The following is a 16,245-nucleotide window of genomic DNA, read 5'->3' on the forward strand; positions in this document are numbered from 1 at the left end:
CCACCCGTGGTAAGCCGGATGCGCAGGTGCCGAAAATGCCTCGCGGACAAGTATTCTCCGCAGGTGTCCGCGTGAGCGAAGTCCCGCCGATGATCACGGTCGGTACGCTGGATCGAGTGGCGATCGAGGCGGTGCTGTTCGACTTCTCCGGCACGTTGTTCCGGCTGGAGCCCGATGAGACCTGGGACGGCATGGTCGGACTCGATGGCGAGCCCATGGACCAAGTCGCCATCCTCGAACGGATTACCCGGCCGGTCGGTGATGGCGCACGGTTCGACGCCGCGGGCCGGATTGCGTGGGAGCGGCGGGATCTGGATCCAGCGATGCATCGCAAGGCCTACTTCGAGGTGCTGCGGCAAGCCGGGGTGCCGACGCCTGCGCTGATCGAGCGCTTCTACGACCGGCTGCTGGACCCGCTGTCCTGGACGCCGTATCCCGACACCGGTGCCGTTCTCAAAACCCTGGCGGCACAAGATATTCCGGTCGCAGTGGTGAGCAATATCGCCTTCGATATCCGGCCGGCGTTCGCCACCAACGGCTGGGATCGGCTCATCGCGGCGCATACGCTGTCGTTCGAGGTCGGCGCGGTGAAACCGGATCCGCGAATCTTCCTGGCCGCGCTGGATCAGCTCGGCGTGCGCCCGGAGTCGGCGCTCATGGTCGGTGACAGCGCCGAAGCCGATGGTGGTGCCGTGGCCGCGGGCTGTGATTTTGCGCTGGTCGATCCCGTGCCGACGGCGGATCGTGCCGAAGGGCTGCTCGATGTCTTGCGGCAGTTCGAACTAACCTAGCGGTTGCTCTGTGACCTGTGACACACTCTCTGTGTCCTGAATGTCGATGTCCCCGCGCTGAATTAGCTTGCTGTGAGGCCCAACACATCGCGGGTGTGCAGGCTCGACGGGAGTGGCCATGGATGCTGAGGCGTATTTCGAATCTTCGACCGTGCCAACCGCGCGACCGATCGCGCTGCCCGAAGCGGTTCGGGAGGCCAGGGAGGCGGCGTCGGGACTCGCGGGCTTCGGCCTCGCCTATTCGGTTGTCATGGGCCTGATCGGCACGGACGAGGCGGCCGGATCCGCAGCCCTGCAATTCGGTTGCAGCTGGCTGCTCGCCCTCACCGTGTGCTGGTTCGGTCGTGGGCCGCTGGCACGTCGGGTCGCGATCGGGCTCGCGGTGCTACAGGCCGTCGCGGTGCTGCGGGTGCATGTCGAGGCGGTCCCGGATTTGGCGGGGGTGGTCGTCGTTCTCTTCACGCTGGGTGCGTCGGTGACGATCGTCCATCAGCTGTGGCAGCCGGAAGCCAAGGCCTGGTTCGACATTCGGGTCACCGTCGTCGAGCGCTGAACATATCGAATCACACCGGCCGTGCGGATGGCTCGACCGTCGCGACATCGGAGGATGCATTGTCGGATCGAGCGTAGCGCTGTGCGAGAACCGTGCAGGTCAATAGCTGGATCTGGTGGAAGACCATGAGCGGCAACACGATCAGGCCGACCGGATGTCCTGCGAACAGGACCGAGGCCATGGGGAGGCCGGTGGCCAGGCTCTTCTTCGAGCCGCAGAACACGACGACGATCTGGTCGGGACGGGAGAAGCCGAGGAAGCGGCTGCCGAAAGTGGTCATCGTCAGAACGGTGGTGAGGATGCCGGCGCACACCGCGACAGTCGCCAGCAGTGCCCGCGGCGAAATGCCGCTCCAGATATGTTCAACCATCCCCGCGCTGAAGGCGGCATAGACGACGAGATACACCGAACCGCGATCGACCGTCCTGGTCAGCGCGGCATGTCGCAGCAGCCGGACCATCCTGGACCGCAGCAGCTGACCGGCTAGGAACGGCAGCAGCAGCTGGACCACGATCGCGAGAATCGCGGCGATGGAGACGGTGGCGTTGCCGGTGGTGTCCATCAGCAGCATTACCAGCAGCGGCGTCGCGAAGATACCGATCAGATTCGACAGTGACGCGCTGACCACCGCACCGGCGACATTGCCGCGGGCAATCGAGGTGAAGGCGATCGATGATTGCACGGTGGAGGGCACCAGGCAGAGGAACAGCACGCCGGTGTAGAGGTCATCGGTCAGTACCGACGGCGCCAGGAGTCGCAGTGCCAGACCGATCAGCGGGAAGATCAGGTAGGTCGCGGCCAGAACCGCCGAATGCAGACGCCAATGCTGCAACCCGGCCAGCGCCTCGCGTGGTGCGAGCCGAGCGCCGTAGAGAAAGAAGAGCAGGCCGATCGCGATCTTGGTGATCCAGTCGAGCGCATCGGCCGCGGCACCGCGCGCAGGCAATAGTGCCGCCACTGCCACGCTGACCAGAATGCCGAGCATGAACGCGTCGATACGTAGTTTGGCGAAGAACCTCACCTGTCGACGGTATGGCGCTGGTGACTGATCGCGATAGGCGTTGGGTTCGATATCTGTAAACGCAATCGGTGATAATTGCGGTGTGTTCGAACCCGAGTTGCTGCGGACCTTTCTTGCCGTCGAACGCGCGGGTGGTTTCACTGCGGCCGGTCGCATCCTCGGCCTGCGTCAGTCCACCGTCAGCGGTCATATCGCCCGCTTGGAGAAGGCGGCCGGGCGCGAACTGCTCCGCCGCGACACCCGCAACCTCGCGCTGACCGCCGACGGCGCGGCCATGGTCGGCTTCGCCCGCACCATCCTCGACGCCCAGGGCCAGGCCGAGCGTTACTTCTCCGACTCGACCCTGACCGGCCTGATCCGCCTCGGCGCCTCCGATGACGTAATGGCCCGTGAGCTGCCCGACGTACTGTTCGAATTCCAGCGCACCCATCCCGGCATCGATCTGGAGCTCACTGTCGGCCTGAGCGAAAACCTCAAAACCCGGATGGAGACCGGCGAACTCGACCTCGTCGTCGGTAAGCGGCTGCCGGGTGAACGCCACGGCGAACTGCTCTGGCGCGACCGCCTGGTGTGGGCGGGCCGTTCGGCCGCAATCGAATTCGACGATCCGGTACCGCTGGTCACCTATCCGCCGCCCAGCCTCACCCGCCGCATCGCGCTGCAGGCCCTCGAACGCGACGCCCGCACCTGGCGGGTGACCTGCACCAGCGATAGCCAACTCGGCCTGCGCGCCGCCGTCCTGGCCGGTCTCGGCGTCATCGTGCACGCCGAAACGCTGCTCCCGGACGGCCTCGTCGTCCTGCCCACGCACCGTCTGCCGGAGCTCGGCGAACTCGAATTCGTGCTGATGCGCCGTCACACCCGCCTGTCACCACCGCAGCGGGCGCTGTGCGACGCCATCATCGCCAGTGCGCGCCGCTTCTCCTGAGCCGCGCCACCGCGACCGGCGCACCCGTGCGGACGTGTCGGGGGCGGTCGATAGGCTTGGATTCGTGGCAGATCCCGCGACCTACCGGCCGAAGCCGGGCACGATCCCCGTTGAACCCGGTGTCTACAAATTCCGGGACGCACACGGGCGTGTGATCTATGTCGGCAAGGCGAAGAGCCTGCGGAGCAGGCTGAATTCGTACTTCGCCGATGTGGCTTCGCTGCATCCGCGGACCAGGCAGATGGTCACGACGGCGGCGAGTGTCGAGTGGACCGTGGTCTCCACCGAGGTGGAAGCCCTTCAGCTGGAATACAACTGGATCAAGGAGTTCGATCCGCGATTCAATGTGCGCTATCGCGACGACAAGTCGTATCCGGTACTCGCGGTTACCTTGAACGAGGAGTACCCGCGGCTGTTCGTCTATCGCGGCGTGCGCAAGAAGGGGGTGCGCTACTTCGGGCCCTACGCGCACGCCTGGGCCATTCGGGAGACCCTTGATCTGCTGTTGCGGGTATTCCCCGCGCGCACCTGTTCCAATGGAGTCTTCAAGCGGCACAACCAGATCGGCCGTCCGTGCCTGCTCGGCTATATCGACAAATGCTCGGCCCCGTGTATCGGGCGGGTCGACGCCGATGAGCATCGGCGGATCGTCGAGGACTTCTGCGACTTCCTGGCCGGGCGCACCGATCGCATGGTGCGCGACCTGGAGCGGCGGATGCACGATGCCGCCGAGGAGTTGGATTTCGAGACCGCCGCCCGCCTGCGCGACGATGTCCAGGCGCTGCGGCGGGCACTGGAGAAGCAGGCTGTGGTGCTCGGGACCGGCACCGACGCCGATGTGATCGCCTTCGCCATCGACGAGTTGGAGGTGGCGGTGCAGGTCTTCCATGTCCGCGACGGCCGGGTACGCGGCCAGCGCGGCTGGGTGGTCGACAAATCCGGCGATGCCATCGACGGCAATGCGGCCAGTGGCGAGGTCGCCGCGCTGGTCGAGCAGTTCCTCACCCAGTTCTACGGAGAGCAGGTGGCACAGGCCGAACAGGGCGGGGACGAGCAACCGGCCACGGTGGTGCCGCGCGAGGTGCTGGTACCGGAACTGCCTGCCGACGCCGAACAGGTTCAGGAGTGGCTGAGCAAACTGCGCGGGTCGGCGGTGCGGCTGCGGGTACCGCAGCGCGGTGACAAGAAGGCACTCGCCGAAACCGTGCAGCGCAACGCGATGGAGGCGCTGGCCCAGCACAAGCTCAAGCGGGCCGGCGATCTGACATCGAGATCGGCTGCGCTGCAAGACATTCAAGATGCCCTCGATCTGGACAGCGCACCGCTACGAATCGAATGTGTGGATATCAGCCACGTGCAGGGCACCGATGTAGTGGCCTCGCTGGTGGTGTTCGAGGACGGCCTGCCGCGCAAGTCCGAGTATCGCCACTACACCATCAAGGAGGCCGCAGGCGAAGGCCGCTCCGACGATGTCGGCAGCATTGCGGAGGTGACCAGGCGACGGTTCTATCGGCTACGTCGCGAACGGGACGAGCTGGCGGCCGAGGAGCTGGCATCCGGTGCGGAGAACGGACCCGCCGATGAATCCGGCGGCGACCTCGAACTCACCTCACTGCCCGGTATCGACCCACGCACCGGCCGGCCGCGGAAATTCGCCTACCCGCCCAATCTCTATGTGGTCGACGGCGGCGCACCCCAGGTCGCGGCCGCCGCGGAGGTCCTCGACGAACTCGGCATCACCGATGTCGCGGTGATCGGCCTGGCCAAACGACTCGAGGAGGTGTGGGTGCCGGGGGAGAGCGATCCGGTGATCATGCCGCGCAATAGCGAGGCGCTATATCTTTTGCAACGGGTGCGCGACGAGGCGCACCGCTTCGCCATCACCTTCCACCGCAGCAAACGCTCCCGAAGGATGACCGCGTCCGCACTGGACTCGGTGCGCGGTCTCGGCGAGTCCCGCCGGACCGCGCTGGTCACCCACTTCGGGTCGGTGGCCAAACTGAAGGAGGCCACGGTCGAGCAGATCACCGAGGTGCCCGGCATCGGTGTGGCCACCGCGAAGGCCGTTTTGGCCGCGTTGCGGGAGGAATAAGACACCTACGTTGTGTGTCTGCGCCCGATACCGAAACCGGTGCGGGATGATCGACAGGCACCCTGACACAGATCCGGTAGGACATGACACGCGTCGAATCGAACAACAGTGCGGGCAGCCCGCGGTCGACCGCTGGGCGGACCGGCCCCGCGGGCTCCCTCGGCGCACCTGTCGAACGTGGCGACGGCAATCCGCCCCAGCCGCAGGTCGAAGTGGTGATCGTGACCGGCCTATCCGGCGCGGGCCGCGGTACCGCGGCCCGCGTACTCGAGGATCTCGGCTGGTATGTCACCGATAACCTGCCGCCGGAGCTGATCGGGCGGATGGTCGAGCTGGGCGCCTCCGCCGATCCGCCGATCCGCAGGCTCGCCCTGGTCATGGATGTGCGAAGTCGCTTCTTCACCGGCGACCTCTCGGCCGTCACCGAGCAGTTGCAATCCTCGGGGGTGCCAACCAGGATCCTGTTCCTGGAAGCCTCCGATGACGTGCTGATCCGGCGTTTCGGCTTCGCCCGCCGCCGTCATCCGCTGCAGAGCGAGAGCGCCGACGGTACGCTCTCGGCGGGCATCGCCGCCGAACGGATTCGCCTTTCCGCCGTGAAAACGGCGGCCGACCTGGTCATCGACACCACCGAGCTGTCGATCCACCAGCTGCACCGCAAGTTGGAGGAGGCCTATGGCGGCGGGGCGCCGACTGCGCTGCAGCTGACGGTGCAGTCGTTCGGATTCAAGTACGGGGTTCCGCTCGATGCGGACATGGTGTTGGATGTGCGTTTTCTACCCAATCCGCATTGGATACCGGAACTCCGTGAACATTCGGGACAGGAGACCGTGGTCAGCGAGTATGTATTGTCGCGTCCCGGCGCGGCCGATTATCTGAGCACTTGCCACCACCTGGTCGACCTGACGACGAATGGTTACCGCCAAGAGGGGAAGCGATACATGACGGTGGCAGTGGGCTGCACCGGAGGCAAACACCGCAGCGTGGCGATAGCCGAAGCGCTCGGCGAACTCATCGGATCACAGACCGCCGAATCCGGACCCGCCGATGTCGTGCGGGTCGTGCATCGGGATCTGGGGCGCGAATGACGGGGTGGGAATCGGATCCCGCCATTGTTGCGCTCGGTGGCGGGCATGGCCTGTATGCGACGCTCACCGCGGTGCGCCGGCTCACCAGGAAGATCTGCGCCGTGGTCACCGTCGCCGACGACGGCGGTTCGTCGGGCAGGCTACGGTCCGAACTGGGGGTGCCGCCGCCCGGTGATCTGCGCATGGCCTTGGCGGCGCTGGCCGCGGACAGCGACGATGTCTGGACGCGCACCGTGCAGCATCGATTCGGCGGCACCGGTGCGCTGGCCGGACATTCGGTCGGCAATCTGATCCTCGCGGGTCTGACCGAGGTGCTCGGCGATCCGGTCGCCGCGCTCGACGAGGTCGCCAAGCTGTTGCGAATCACCGGTCGCGTGCTGCCCATGTCGCCCATCGCGCTGGATATCGAGGCGGATGTCTCTGGGCTGGAAGCGGATCCGCGGGTGAGCCGCTGCATTCGCGGCCAGGTTGCCATCGCGACCACACCGGGTAAGGTGCGGCGCGTGCGGCTGATTCCGTCCGATCCGCCCGCCAGTCCGGAGGCAACCTCGGCCATCGAACACGCCGATGTCGTTGTCCTTGGCCCGGGTTCCTGGTTCACCAGCGTGATTCCGCATGTGCTCGTGCCCGAATTGCGTGACGCGCTGGTCTATACCAGGGCGCGCAAGGTGCTGGTGCTGAATCTCGCCGCTGAGCCCGGAGAAACAGCGGGTTTCTCCGCAGAGCGTCATTTACATGTATTGTCCCAGCACGCACCGGAATTCGTGGTCGACGAGGTACTGGTCGATTCCGGGTCCGTGCCGGAGGGTCGCGAAAGAGAACATGTGGCCAGGGCTGCCGAACAATTGCGGGCACGAGTAACCTTTTCCGATGTCGCCGAAGCGGGCACCGACCGGCATCACCCCGGAAAGCTTGCCGCCGCACTGGATCAGCTGATCCGGCAACCTCGGCCACATATGGCAGGGCTTCGAGTCGAGGGACGGCACATGGGCCAGGATGTGCGTTCCGGGTTGGGTGGAAAGGAGCGCGTCTCGTGGCGATGACAGCCGAAGTGAAGGACGAGCTGAGCAGGCTCACGGTCTCGCAGGTGAGTTCTCGCAAGGCGGAACTGTCTGCGCTGCTGCGGTTTGCGGGCGGCCTGCACATCGTCGGCGGGCGGGTGATCGTCGAGGCCGAGGTGGATATGGGCTCCATCGCGCGCAGACTGCGCCGGGAGATCTTCGAGTTATACGGCTACGGTTCCGATGTGCACGTGCTCGGCGCGGGCGGCCTGCGCAAGACCTCGCGCTATGTGGTGCGGGTGTCCAAGGAGGGTGAGGCGCTGGCCAGACAGACCGGGCTGCTCGATGTGCGCGGCCGTCCGGTGCGCGGCCTGCCAGCGCAGGTGGTCGGCGGCAGCATCGGCGATGCCGAAGCGGCTTGGCGCGGAGCGTTTCTCGCGCACGGCTCGCTCACCGAACCGGGGCGCTCATCGGCACTCGAGGTCAGCTGCCCCGGTCCGGAGGCGGCGCTCGCGCTCGTCGGTGCGGCTCGTCGGCTCGGCATTACGGCCAAGGCGCGCGAGGTGCGCGGCACCGATCGGGTCGTGGTGCGCGATGGCGAGGCGATCGGCGCACTGCTGACCCGTATGGGTGCGCAGGATACCCGGATCGTCTGGGAGGAGCGCAGGCTGCGCCGCGAGGTGCGGGCCACGGCGAATCGCCTCGCCAATTTCGACGATGCGAATCTGCGCCGTTCGGCCCGCGCCGCGGTCGCCGCGGCGGCGAGAGTCGAACGCGCACTGGAGATCCTGGGCGATGAGGTGCCCGACCATTTGGCCGCGGCGGGCAAGCTGCGGGTGCAGCACCGCCAGGCGTCGCTGGAGGAGCTGGGCCAGCTCGCCGATCCGCCGATGACGAAAGACGCTGTGGCGGGCCGGATTCGGCGGTTGCTGTCGATGGCGGACCGCCGGGCCAAGGAGTTGGGGGTACCCGATACCGAATCGGCCGTCACCGCCGAACTGCTCGACGAAGCGTAAGCCGAATCGCCGCCCCCAGGGGCGGCGATTCGCTTTTTCGGAGACCGGGCTGTCCACCCGGCTGAACATTTCCGAAGTTCCGCGCGGTGGCCCGTGTCGGGACCCACTAGGGCGTATGTGGCTGGGGTGAGCACCGGATTCCATGGTGCGCCGAAACAAGAGCACGGACCGCGGATTTGTACGCCGAAACCATACGTGCGGCTGTCTGCGCAGGTCCCGCGTCCTGCGGAATGCCAGGTGCGTGTCGGAGAGGTTACGGTCGGGCACTACTGTGGTTGTGGCATCGGAATGAATCCGCTTGAAAGCTGAGGAGCGATAACGTGACTGTCCGGGTAGGCATCAACGGCTTCGGTCGTATCGGACGTAACTTCTTCCGGGCGGTGGAGGCGCAGAAGGCGCTCGGCACCACCGACATCGAGATCGTCGCGGTCAACGACCTCACCGACAACGCGACGCTGGCCACTCTGCTCAAGTATGACTCGATCCTGGGCCGCTTGCCGCAGGAGGTATCTCTGGACGGCGACGACACCATCGTGGTCGGCGACCAGCGGATCAAGGCGCTGGCCATCAAGGAGGGCCCGTCCGCCCTGCCGTGGGGTGACCTCGGCGTTGACGTGGTCGTCGAATCCACCGGCATCTTCACCGACGCGACCAAGGCGAAGGGCCACATCGCCGCGGGCGCCAAGAAGGTCATCATCTCCGCGCCCGCCAAGGGTGAGGACCTGACCGTCGTCATGGGCGTCAACGACGACAAGTACGACGGCAGCCAGAACATCATCTCCAACGCGTCCTGCACCACCAACTGCCTCGGCCCGCTGGCGAAGGTGCTCAACGACAGCTTCGGCATCGAGCGTGGTCTGATGACCACCATCCATGCATACACCCAGGACCAGAACCTGCAGGACGGTCCGCATAGCGACCTGCGCCGCGCCCGCGCCGCCGCGCTGAACATCGTGCCCACCGGCACCGGCGCCGCGAAGGCCATCGGCCTGGTGCTCCCGGAGCTCAACGGCAAGCTCGACGGCTACGCGCTGCGCGTGCCGGTCCCGACGGGCTCGGTCACCGACCTCACCGTGACCCTGAGCAAGTCGGCCTCGATCGACGACATCAACGCTGCCTACTCCGCCGCCGCCGAAGGTGCGCTGAAGGGCATCCTGAAGTACAACGTGGACCCGATCGTCTCCAGCGACATCGTCACCGACCCGCACTCGTGCATCTATGACGCGCCGCTGATCAAGACCATCGATGACCAGGTGAAGGTCGTCGGCTGGTACGACAACGAGTGGGGCTACTCCAACCGCCTCGCCGACCTCATCGGCCTCGTCGGCAAGTCGCTCTGACGCGCATGGCAGTCAAGACACTCCAGGATCTGCTGAACGAGGGTGTCGAGGGTCGGGGCGTGCTGGTGCGCTCCGACCTGAACGTCCCCCTCGACGACAACGGCCAGATCACCGACCCGGGTCGCATCATCGCCTCGGTGCCCACGCTGCGGGCGCTGGTCGAGGCCGGTGCCAAGGTGGTCGTCACAGCGCATCTGGGCCGCCCGAAGGGTGAGCCGGATCCGAAGTTCTCCCTCGCCCCGGTCGCGGCGAAGCTGGCCGAGCTGCTGGACCGCAATGTCCAGCTGGCCGGTGACGTCGTCGGCTACGACGCGCTCTCGCGCTCGGAGGGCCTCACCGACGGCGACGTGCTGCTGCTCGAGAATGTGCGTTTCGACGCGCGCGAGACCAGCACCGACGATGCGGAGCGGGCCAAGCTGGCCGCGGCGCTGGTCGAGCTGGTCGGTGCTGACGGTGCGTTCGTCTCCGACGGCTTCGGTGTCGTGCACCGCAAGCAGGCCTCGGTGTACGACGTGGCCAAGCTGCTGCCGCATTATGGGGGCACGCTGGTCGCGGCCGAGGTCGACGTGCTGGCGAAGCTGACCGAGAACCCGCAGCGGCCGTACGCGGTCGTACTCGGTGGTTCCAAGGTCTCCGACAAGCTGGCCGTTATCGAGGCACTGGCCCCCAAGGTCGACACCCTGGTGATCGGCGGCGGCATGTGCTTCACCTTCCTTGCCGCACAGGGCCTGCCGGTGGGCAGCTCGCTGCTCCAGGAGGAGATGATCGAGACCTGCAAGGGGCTGCTGGAGCGCTACGCGGACGTCATCCACCTGCCGCGCGATATCGTCGTCGCGAATAAGTTCGCAGCCGATGCGGACTCGAAGGTGGTGCCCGCTAACGAGATTCCGGACGGCTGGCTGGGGCTGGACATCGGTCCCGAGTCGGTGGACCGGTTCGCGGCACTGCTCACCGAGGCCAAGACGGTGTTCTGGAACGGCCCGATGGGTGTATTCGAGTTCGAGAACTTCGCCGCGGGCACCCGTGGCGTCGCCGAGGCGATCGTGACCGCGACCGGTAAGGGTGCGTTCACCGTTGTCGGCGGCGGCGATTCGGCCGCGGCCGTGCGCGCGCTCGGGCTGCCCGAGGACGGCTTCTCGCACATCTCGACCGGTGGCGGTGCCTCCCTGGAATACCTCGAGGGCAAGGAACTGCCCGGCATCGCGGTATTGGAGGACTGAACCATGGCACGCAAACCGCTCATCGCGGGCAACTGGAAGATGAACCTCAATCATCTCGAGGCCATCGCCCTGGTGCAGAAGATCGCATTCGCGCTGCCGGAGAAGTACTTCGCGAAGGTCGATGTCGCGGTCATCCCGCCGTTCACCGATATCCGCAGCGTGCAGACCCTCGTCGAGGGTGACAAGCTGCTGGTCACCTACGGTGCGCAGGATGTGTCGACCCATGACGAGGGCGCCTACACCGGTGAGATCAGCGGTGCCATGCTGGCCAAACTGGGTTGCACCTTTGCGGTCGTCGGCCATTCGGAGCGGCGCCAGTACCACTCCGAAGATGACGCCACCGTGCTGGCCAAGGCCAAGCAGGCGCTGAAGTATGGGATCACCCCGATCGTGTGCATCGGCGAGGGGCTCAATGTCCGCGAGGCGAAGACGCACGTGGAATACAACCTCGAGCAGTTGCGCGGTTCGCTCAAAGGTCTGACGGCCGAAGAGATTTCGAAGATCGTCATCGCCTACGAGCCGGTCTGGGCCATCGGCACCGGTAAGGTCGCCACCCCGGCCGATGCGCAGGAGGTCTGCGGCGCGATTCGCGCGGAGCTCGCCCAATTGGCCTCGCCGGAGGTCGCGGCGGGTGTGCGGGTGCTCTACGGCGGTTCGGTGAATGCCAAGAACGTCGGCGAGTTGGTCGCGCAGACCGACATCGATGGTGCGCTGGTCGGCGGTGCGTCGCTCAAGGGCGAGGAATTCGCGACGCTGTCCGCTATTGCCGCGGGTGGTCCGCTGCCCTGACGGGCGAACACTCGAATCAGCCCGGCATCACGCCCGATCGCGTGGTGCCGGGCTGATTTGCTTTCGGTGGTCGGTCGGGACTTCCTGCTCGGGGCGAGCCGTGCCAGCGCCGGGTACCGACGACCGCTACCAAGGTGGACGGCGTGACGCCGATGATGATGACCTATAAGCGCGCGAAGGCCAGCGGCGGTGCCGCCATTATCGTGATGGTCGGGAGTTCACCAACCCGGGTGTGCTGGGTCCGCAGTTCGTCGTAAAGACGATTCCGATGCGGTCGGCGATCGAGCTGTAGTCGGCCGATCAGGCGACCATGGCGATCTACTTCGCGCCGCCCCGGGAGACCGAGCAGATCGGGTGATCCTGATGCGGAAGTAGACGACGTCATTGCTTGCCGGGCACCGGCATTCGGGATCAGGCGGTGTGGTTGCGCACCGTGAAACCGGTGGCGGTGAGTGCCAGTTCGAACGGTTCGTCGCGCGGGTCCATCGTTACTTCGGCGGTCCGTACGTCGGGGTAGTACACATGTAGTCGGTACAGGGTGCCGCGGAGCAGGTGGGCCAGGTCGGCGGGTTGCTCGGTGGCGTGCACGACGTACAGCCTGGCCGTGGTATCGGAGATGCCGACCGAGCATTCGGCCAAGAGCGCGCCATCGGGGTCGATATAGCCCAAAGAGAATGTGGTGTGCAGGAATTCGTCTCGTTCGGCGAGTACCGCCAGGATGGCGTCCGCATCCCAGCGGCCGGTTTCGTCACGGCGGATAAGTCCGGCGGCGCTATAGAGCTCGGCGTAGCGGATGAGCGTTACCGATGACGGTGGCGCGGGCAGCTTCTCGATATGGGCCGACGGGAGGTCCGGCCACGGGCCGAGTTCGACCTGCCAGGTGCGGCCGACCGGACGGCGGAAACCCGGTGTGCGGGAATTGTTTCGGTGCTCGGCCACGGTTATGCCGCGCGCAGTGTCAGGCCGAAGCCGTTGGTGTTGCGCAGGATCAGGATTTCCGCGTCGATCGTGGCCGTTGTCTTGCCGTCGAGGGCCTTCAGGACGGCCTGCTCGACCTCCATGATCTCCGGGGCGCACATTGTCTTGGTGGTGCCGATCTGGAAGGTGACATCCGGCCCATCGGCGGCGGGCGACGGCGTGGCGTGTCCGGTGATGCGGTTGCATCCGGCGCTGCCGGACACCGCGCCGTCGGGTGCGATGGTGAGTGTCGGTTTCACCTCGTCCAGGGTCTGTGATCGGATCTGGGCGTCGGGCGTCATCAGGGCGCTGACGATCCAGGTGGTGCCGATGAGCGGCTGATCGGGCTGCGCGACCTTCTTGTCCAGCAAGGTGACGGTGGTGTCCTTGCCGGTCAGCGTCAGTGTCGACTCATCGAGTCGCCATTTCGGCAGCGAGGTCAGTACGTTGTCCTGCCAGCTATCGGCTTGGCCGTCCTCATCTGGACAGGCCATGAGGGTGCTGGCGAGGGCGCCGACGTGCAGAATGCCCTCGGCCAGGTCGACGGTGCCGGTGGCGGTATTGCAGCCCGAATTGGCCGTGATCTTGCCATCGGCGAAGGTGAGCGTCATCGGTCCGCCGCCCGGTATCTGCTGACCTTCGACTCCGATCGAGACGAAGGTGTGGCCCATCGGCGTGGCCGCTGGTTTGTGTTCACCCCTGTTGTCGTTCGAGCAACCGGCCAGCAGACCCGCCGCGATGGCCAGGAAGATTCCGACGCGCACCGTTGTAGCCGACATGTAGCCGATGGTACGGCGGCTGCCTGTGGAAACCGGTTAACCGGAGACCCACCGGACCTGTTCGAACTGGTTAACCCGTGTGGCGCTCGCGAGCGCGGGCCGACCCGGACGATGTCGGGCTCGGCCGGACCGGCCGGCCCGCACCAGGCCCTGCGCGAGAGCACGCCCGCATCGAATCAACTGTCGGGTTGTCGGCGGTTTCCGACCGTTGGGTGACCGGAACCGAAGCCACCTTGGTGGGCTCGAACCACTTCAGGGTGCTTTGCCGTGCACCCTGGGTGTCCTTTCGGCGCGGTCCGGCGTCGATGAGGCTGGACCGCGTCACCACGACAGCGGGACCGCCCCGCCACACGAACACGAAGGAGGACACTCACATGACCACCAACCAGCGCTCGACCCGCCGCACCCACCGTTTCGCTCGCGCCGTGGCGATCGCCGCGGCACCCGCCCTGCTTGGCGTGGGCCTGGTTACGGCCGGCGTGGCCCAGGCCGGTCAGGACCCCACCCTGCCGACCTGCTCCTGGCCCAACCTGGTGTGCGGCCCGCAGACCAATCTGACCCCCGGCGGCCAGACCAACCTCACCCCGGGCGGCCAGAACAACCTCACCCCCGGCGGGCAGACCAATCTCACTCCCGGCCGCTGATCACGGTGCCGGTGATGTGGCCCCGCCGCACTGGCAGCGCCGCATCAAAATCGGCACCGCCCCGACCTCGCCCCATCCTGCCGACCCTGATCGAAGACACGCTCCGCATCTACGCTGAATCCCTGCGCGCCTAGGCTTGGTGATACCGACGCCACCGTGGTCCCGCAGGCCCCGAAGCTAGTGCCAACGCGTCGATGATGCGGATCACACCGTGTGGCATGCGGCACATTGTCAGCGGCCGTCCGTCTCCGGCTACGGCTGGCAGTCATGCTCAATTCGCCCTGCCCGACGTGCTTTTCGATCTTGATGATCGAATCGGTCGCGGGCCTGCTCAGCAGTGTGTGGGCGGGATGGATGCGTTCAGCGATGGTGAGGTGCGATGAGTCGCCGCTACTATGCTCGGCCGCGTGACCACCGCTGATGCCACTGCTCCGCTATCTACCTGGGCGCCGTTGCGGTCGCGGATCTATCGGGCGCTGTGGACGGCGCAGTTGGTGTCGAATCTCGGGACCTGGATGCAGACGGTTGGGGCGCAGTGGATTCTGGTCGATGCGCCGAATGCCGCGACGTTGGTGGCATTTGTGCAGACGGCGACGACTTTGCCGGTGATGCTGCTGTCGATTCCCTCGGGGGTGCTCGCAGATCTGCTGGATCGGCGCAGGTTGTTGCTCGGGGCGCAGTCGGCGATGGCGGTGCTGGCCGCGGTGCTCGCGGTGTCCACGGCGACCGGGCATACCACTCCCGGTGTGCTGTTGACCTTGCTGTTCCTGCTCGGTTGCGGGCAGGCGCTCACCGGTCCGGCGTGGCAGGCGATTCAACCGGAACTCGTTGCGCGCGAGCAGATTCCGTCCGCGGCGGCGCTGGGCAGTATGAATATCAATATCGGACGTGCGGTCGGACCCGCGATCGCGGGTGTGCTGGTCTCGCTGTCGGGGCCGACCCTGGTATTCGCGCTGAATGCGGTGTCGTTCGTCGGCATCGTCACGGTACTGCTCAGCTGGCGCAGGCCGACGAAGGAACGGAAGCTGCCCAGTGAGCGGCCGCTGGCGGCATTGCAGGCGGGCACCCGGTTCATTCGGGCCGCGCCCGCGATCCGCCGGGTGCTGCTGCGTTCGATTCTGTTCATCGCTCCGGCGAGCGCGGTGTGGGCGCTGCTTCCGGTGATCGCCCGCGATGAACTCGGACTGTCCTCATCGGGCTACGGTCTACTACTCGGTGCGCTCGGACTCGGCGCGGTGACGGGTGCGCTCGGTCTGGCGCGGGTCCGTGCATTGCTGACCCCCACCCAACGGTTGACCGCGGCCGCGATCCTGTTCGGCACGGCCTCGGTGGGTGCCGCGGTGCTGCGCAGCGTGCCGGTGGTGCTGGTGCTACTCGTCGGAGCCGGATTTGCGTGGCTGCTCGCGATGTCGACGATGAATTCGACCATGCAGCTGCTGCTGCCCGCGTGGGTGCGGGCGCGGGGGCTGTCGGTCTACATGTTGGTATTCATGGGCGGCCAAGCGCTCGGCTCGCTGATGTGGGGTCTGGTCGCGGGCGCGGTGGGACCGGTGGCCGCGCTGCTCGCCGCCGCGGTGCTGTTGGCCGGATCCGCGGTGAGCTCGGTCTGGCTGCCGATCCGCCACAACGCGGAGGAGCTGGACCTGAGCCCGAGCGCCTTCTGGCCCGAACCGCAGCTCGTCGTCGAACCGGATCCCGAGGACGGTCCGGTACTGGTGCTGCGCACCTACGACGTTCCGCCGCAAAAGGTCGAGGAATACCTGGCCGCCATGGTGTTCGTCGGACGGTCCATGCAGCGCACCGGTGCGATGGAATGGCGGTTGTATCGCGATGTCGGCGTGGTCGACCGTTATGTGGAGGCCTTCGTGGTGCGCTCCTGGTCCGAGCACATGCACCAGCATCAGGTGCGGCTCACCGCCCAAGATCAACTGCGGGAACACGCCGTCGCGGAATTCATGATCGGCCAGGACACCACCACGCACCTCGTCGCGGTGGACACCCCGTAGGTCGTCTCCACCCGGGGTGA

At 66.4% G+C, this 16,245-nt stretch carries 15 protein-coding genes; 12 read left to right on the plus strand and 3 right to left on the minus strand.

Annotated elements, in window-relative coordinates; genetic code table 11:
* Positions 1–89 precede the first annotated feature (89 nt).
* On the plus strand, positions 90–791 hold the full coding sequence (locus ACWEO2_RS10670) for an HAD family hydrolase (protein ID WP_452405143.1): 702 nt from the start codon (positions 90–92) through the stop codon (positions 789–791).
* Positions 792–942: 151 nt separating this feature from the next.
* On the plus strand, positions 943–1,344 hold the full coding sequence (locus ACWEO2_RS10675; protein ID WP_452405067.1) for a hypothetical protein: 402 nt from the start codon (positions 943–945) through the stop codon (positions 1,342–1,344).
* A 10-nt stretch (positions 1,345–1,354) separates the two neighbouring features.
* Here the strand turns inward: ACWEO2_RS10675 and ACWEO2_RS10680 are convergent, their stop codons facing one another.
* A complete protein-coding gene (locus ACWEO2_RS10680) occupies positions 1,355–2,365 on the minus strand; it encodes a bile acid:sodium symporter family protein (RefSeq protein WP_452405068.1) in 1,011 nt (336 codons plus the stop codon).
* 82 nt (positions 2,366–2,447) lie between these two features.
* Here ACWEO2_RS10680 and ACWEO2_RS10685 point away from each other — a divergent pair, with 82 nt between their 5' ends.
* From ACWEO2_RS10685 to tpiA, 8 genes are all read left to right on the plus strand, one after another.
* Positions 2,448–3,293, plus strand: a complete 846-nt coding sequence (locus tag ACWEO2_RS10685; RefSeq protein ID WP_452405069.1) for a LysR family transcriptional regulator — start codon at positions 2,448–2,450, stop codon at positions 3,291–3,293.
* Between the two features lie 64 nt (positions 3,294–3,357).
* Complete coding sequence (gene uvrC, locus ACWEO2_RS10690) at positions 3,358–5,385, plus strand: excinuclease ABC subunit UvrC (RefSeq protein ID WP_452405070.1); 2,028 nt, start codon at positions 3,358–3,360, stop codon at positions 5,383–5,385.
* An 83-nt stretch (positions 5,386–5,468) separates the two neighbouring features.
* Positions 5,469–6,473 carry an RNase adapter RapZ gene (gene rapZ / locus ACWEO2_RS10695; RefSeq protein WP_452405071.1) on the plus strand — a complete coding sequence of 335 codons (1,005 nt, stop codon included), beginning with the start codon at positions 5,469–5,471 and terminating at the stop codon, positions 6,471–6,473.
* Entirely contained in the window at positions 6,470–7,516 is a 1,047-nt protein-coding gene (locus ACWEO2_RS10700; protein ID WP_452405072.1) for a gluconeogenesis factor YvcK family protein, read from the plus strand. The genes rapZ and ACWEO2_RS10700 overlap by 4 nt, the downstream gene beginning before the upstream one ends.
* Positions 7,507–8,490 carry a DNA-binding protein WhiA gene (whiA, locus tag ACWEO2_RS10705; protein WP_040692075.1) on the plus strand — a complete coding sequence of 328 codons (984 nt, stop codon included), beginning with the start codon at positions 7,507–7,509 and terminating at the stop codon, positions 8,488–8,490. The genes ACWEO2_RS10700 and whiA overlap by 10 nt, the downstream gene beginning before the upstream one ends.
* Before the next feature lie 320 nt (positions 8,491–8,810).
* On the plus strand, positions 8,811–9,830 hold the full coding sequence (gene gap, locus ACWEO2_RS10710; protein WP_355178043.1) for a type I glyceraldehyde-3-phosphate dehydrogenase: 1,020 nt from the start codon (positions 8,811–8,813) through the stop codon (positions 9,828–9,830).
* Positions 9,831–9,835: 5 nt separating this feature from the next.
* Positions 9,836–11,050, plus strand: coding sequence for a phosphoglycerate kinase (locus tag ACWEO2_RS10715; protein ID WP_452405073.1), 1,215 nt, complete (start codon positions 9,836–9,838; stop codon positions 11,048–11,050).
* 3 nt (positions 11,051–11,053) lie between these two features.
* Entirely contained in the window at positions 11,054–11,839 is a 786-nt protein-coding gene (gene tpiA, locus ACWEO2_RS10720) for a triose-phosphate isomerase (protein WP_354958614.1), read from the plus strand.
* A gap of 411 nt (positions 11,840–12,250) precedes the next feature.
* Here tpiA and ACWEO2_RS10725 read toward each other — a convergent pair whose 3' ends face one another.
* Together ACWEO2_RS10725 and ACWEO2_RS10730 are read right to left on the minus strand one after the other, a co-directional pair.
* Positions 12,251–12,778 (minus strand): hypothetical protein, encoded by a 528-nt coding sequence (locus tag ACWEO2_RS10725; RefSeq protein ID WP_354958611.1) that lies wholly within the window; start codon positions 12,776–12,778, stop codon positions 12,251–12,253.
* A 2-nt stretch (positions 12,779–12,780) separates the two neighbouring features.
* A complete protein-coding gene (locus ACWEO2_RS10730) occupies positions 12,781–13,575 on the minus strand; it encodes an META domain-containing protein (protein WP_452405074.1) in 795 nt (264 codons plus the stop codon).
* A gap of 374 nt (positions 13,576–13,949) precedes the next feature.
* Between ACWEO2_RS10730 and ACWEO2_RS10735 the strand changes: the two genes are divergently transcribed.
* Together ACWEO2_RS10735 and ACWEO2_RS10740 are read left to right on the plus strand one after the other, a co-directional pair.
* A complete protein-coding gene (locus ACWEO2_RS10735; RefSeq protein WP_452405075.1) occupies positions 13,950–14,219 on the plus strand; it encodes a hypothetical protein in 270 nt (89 codons plus the stop codon).
* A gap of 395 nt (positions 14,220–14,614) precedes the next feature.
* Entirely contained in the window at positions 14,615–16,225 is a 1,611-nt protein-coding gene (locus ACWEO2_RS10740; RefSeq protein WP_452405076.1) for an MFS transporter, read from the plus strand.
* Positions 16,226–16,245: the final 20 nt, after the last annotated feature.

Source organism: Nocardia sp. NPDC004278, from assembly GCF_053602975.1.

Excerpts from the sequence above, each read along its gene's own strand:
- ACWEO2_RS10670 (WP_452405143.1), top strand. The coding sequence starts at position 90 with ATGATCACGGTCGGTACGCTGGATCGAGTGGCGATCGAGGCGGTGCTG.
- rapZ (WP_452405071.1), top strand. The coding sequence starts at position 5,469 with ATGACACGCGTCGAATCGAACAACAGTGCGGGCAGCCCGCGGTCGACC.
- ACWEO2_RS10700 (WP_452405072.1), top strand. The coding sequence starts at position 6,470 with ATGACGGGGTGGGAATCGGATCCCGCCATTGTTGCGCTCGGTGGCGGG.
- ACWEO2_RS10715 (WP_452405073.1), top strand. The coding sequence starts at position 9,836 with ATGGCAGTCAAGACACTCCAGGATCTGCTGAACGAGGGTGTCGAGGGT.
- tpiA (WP_354958614.1), top strand. The coding sequence starts at position 11,054 with ATGGCACGCAAACCGCTCATCGCGGGCAACTGGAAGATGAACCTCAAT.
- ACWEO2_RS10730 (WP_452405074.1), bottom strand. The coding sequence starts at position 13,575 with ATGTCGGCTACAACGGTGCGCGTCGGAATCTTCCTGGCCATCGCGGCG.
- ACWEO2_RS10735 (WP_452405075.1), top strand. The coding sequence starts at position 13,950 with ATGACCACCAACCAGCGCTCGACCCGCCGCACCCACCGTTTCGCTCGC.
- ACWEO2_RS10740 (WP_452405076.1), top strand. The coding sequence starts at position 14,615 with ATGCTCGGCCGCGTGACCACCGCTGATGCCACTGCTCCGCTATCTACC.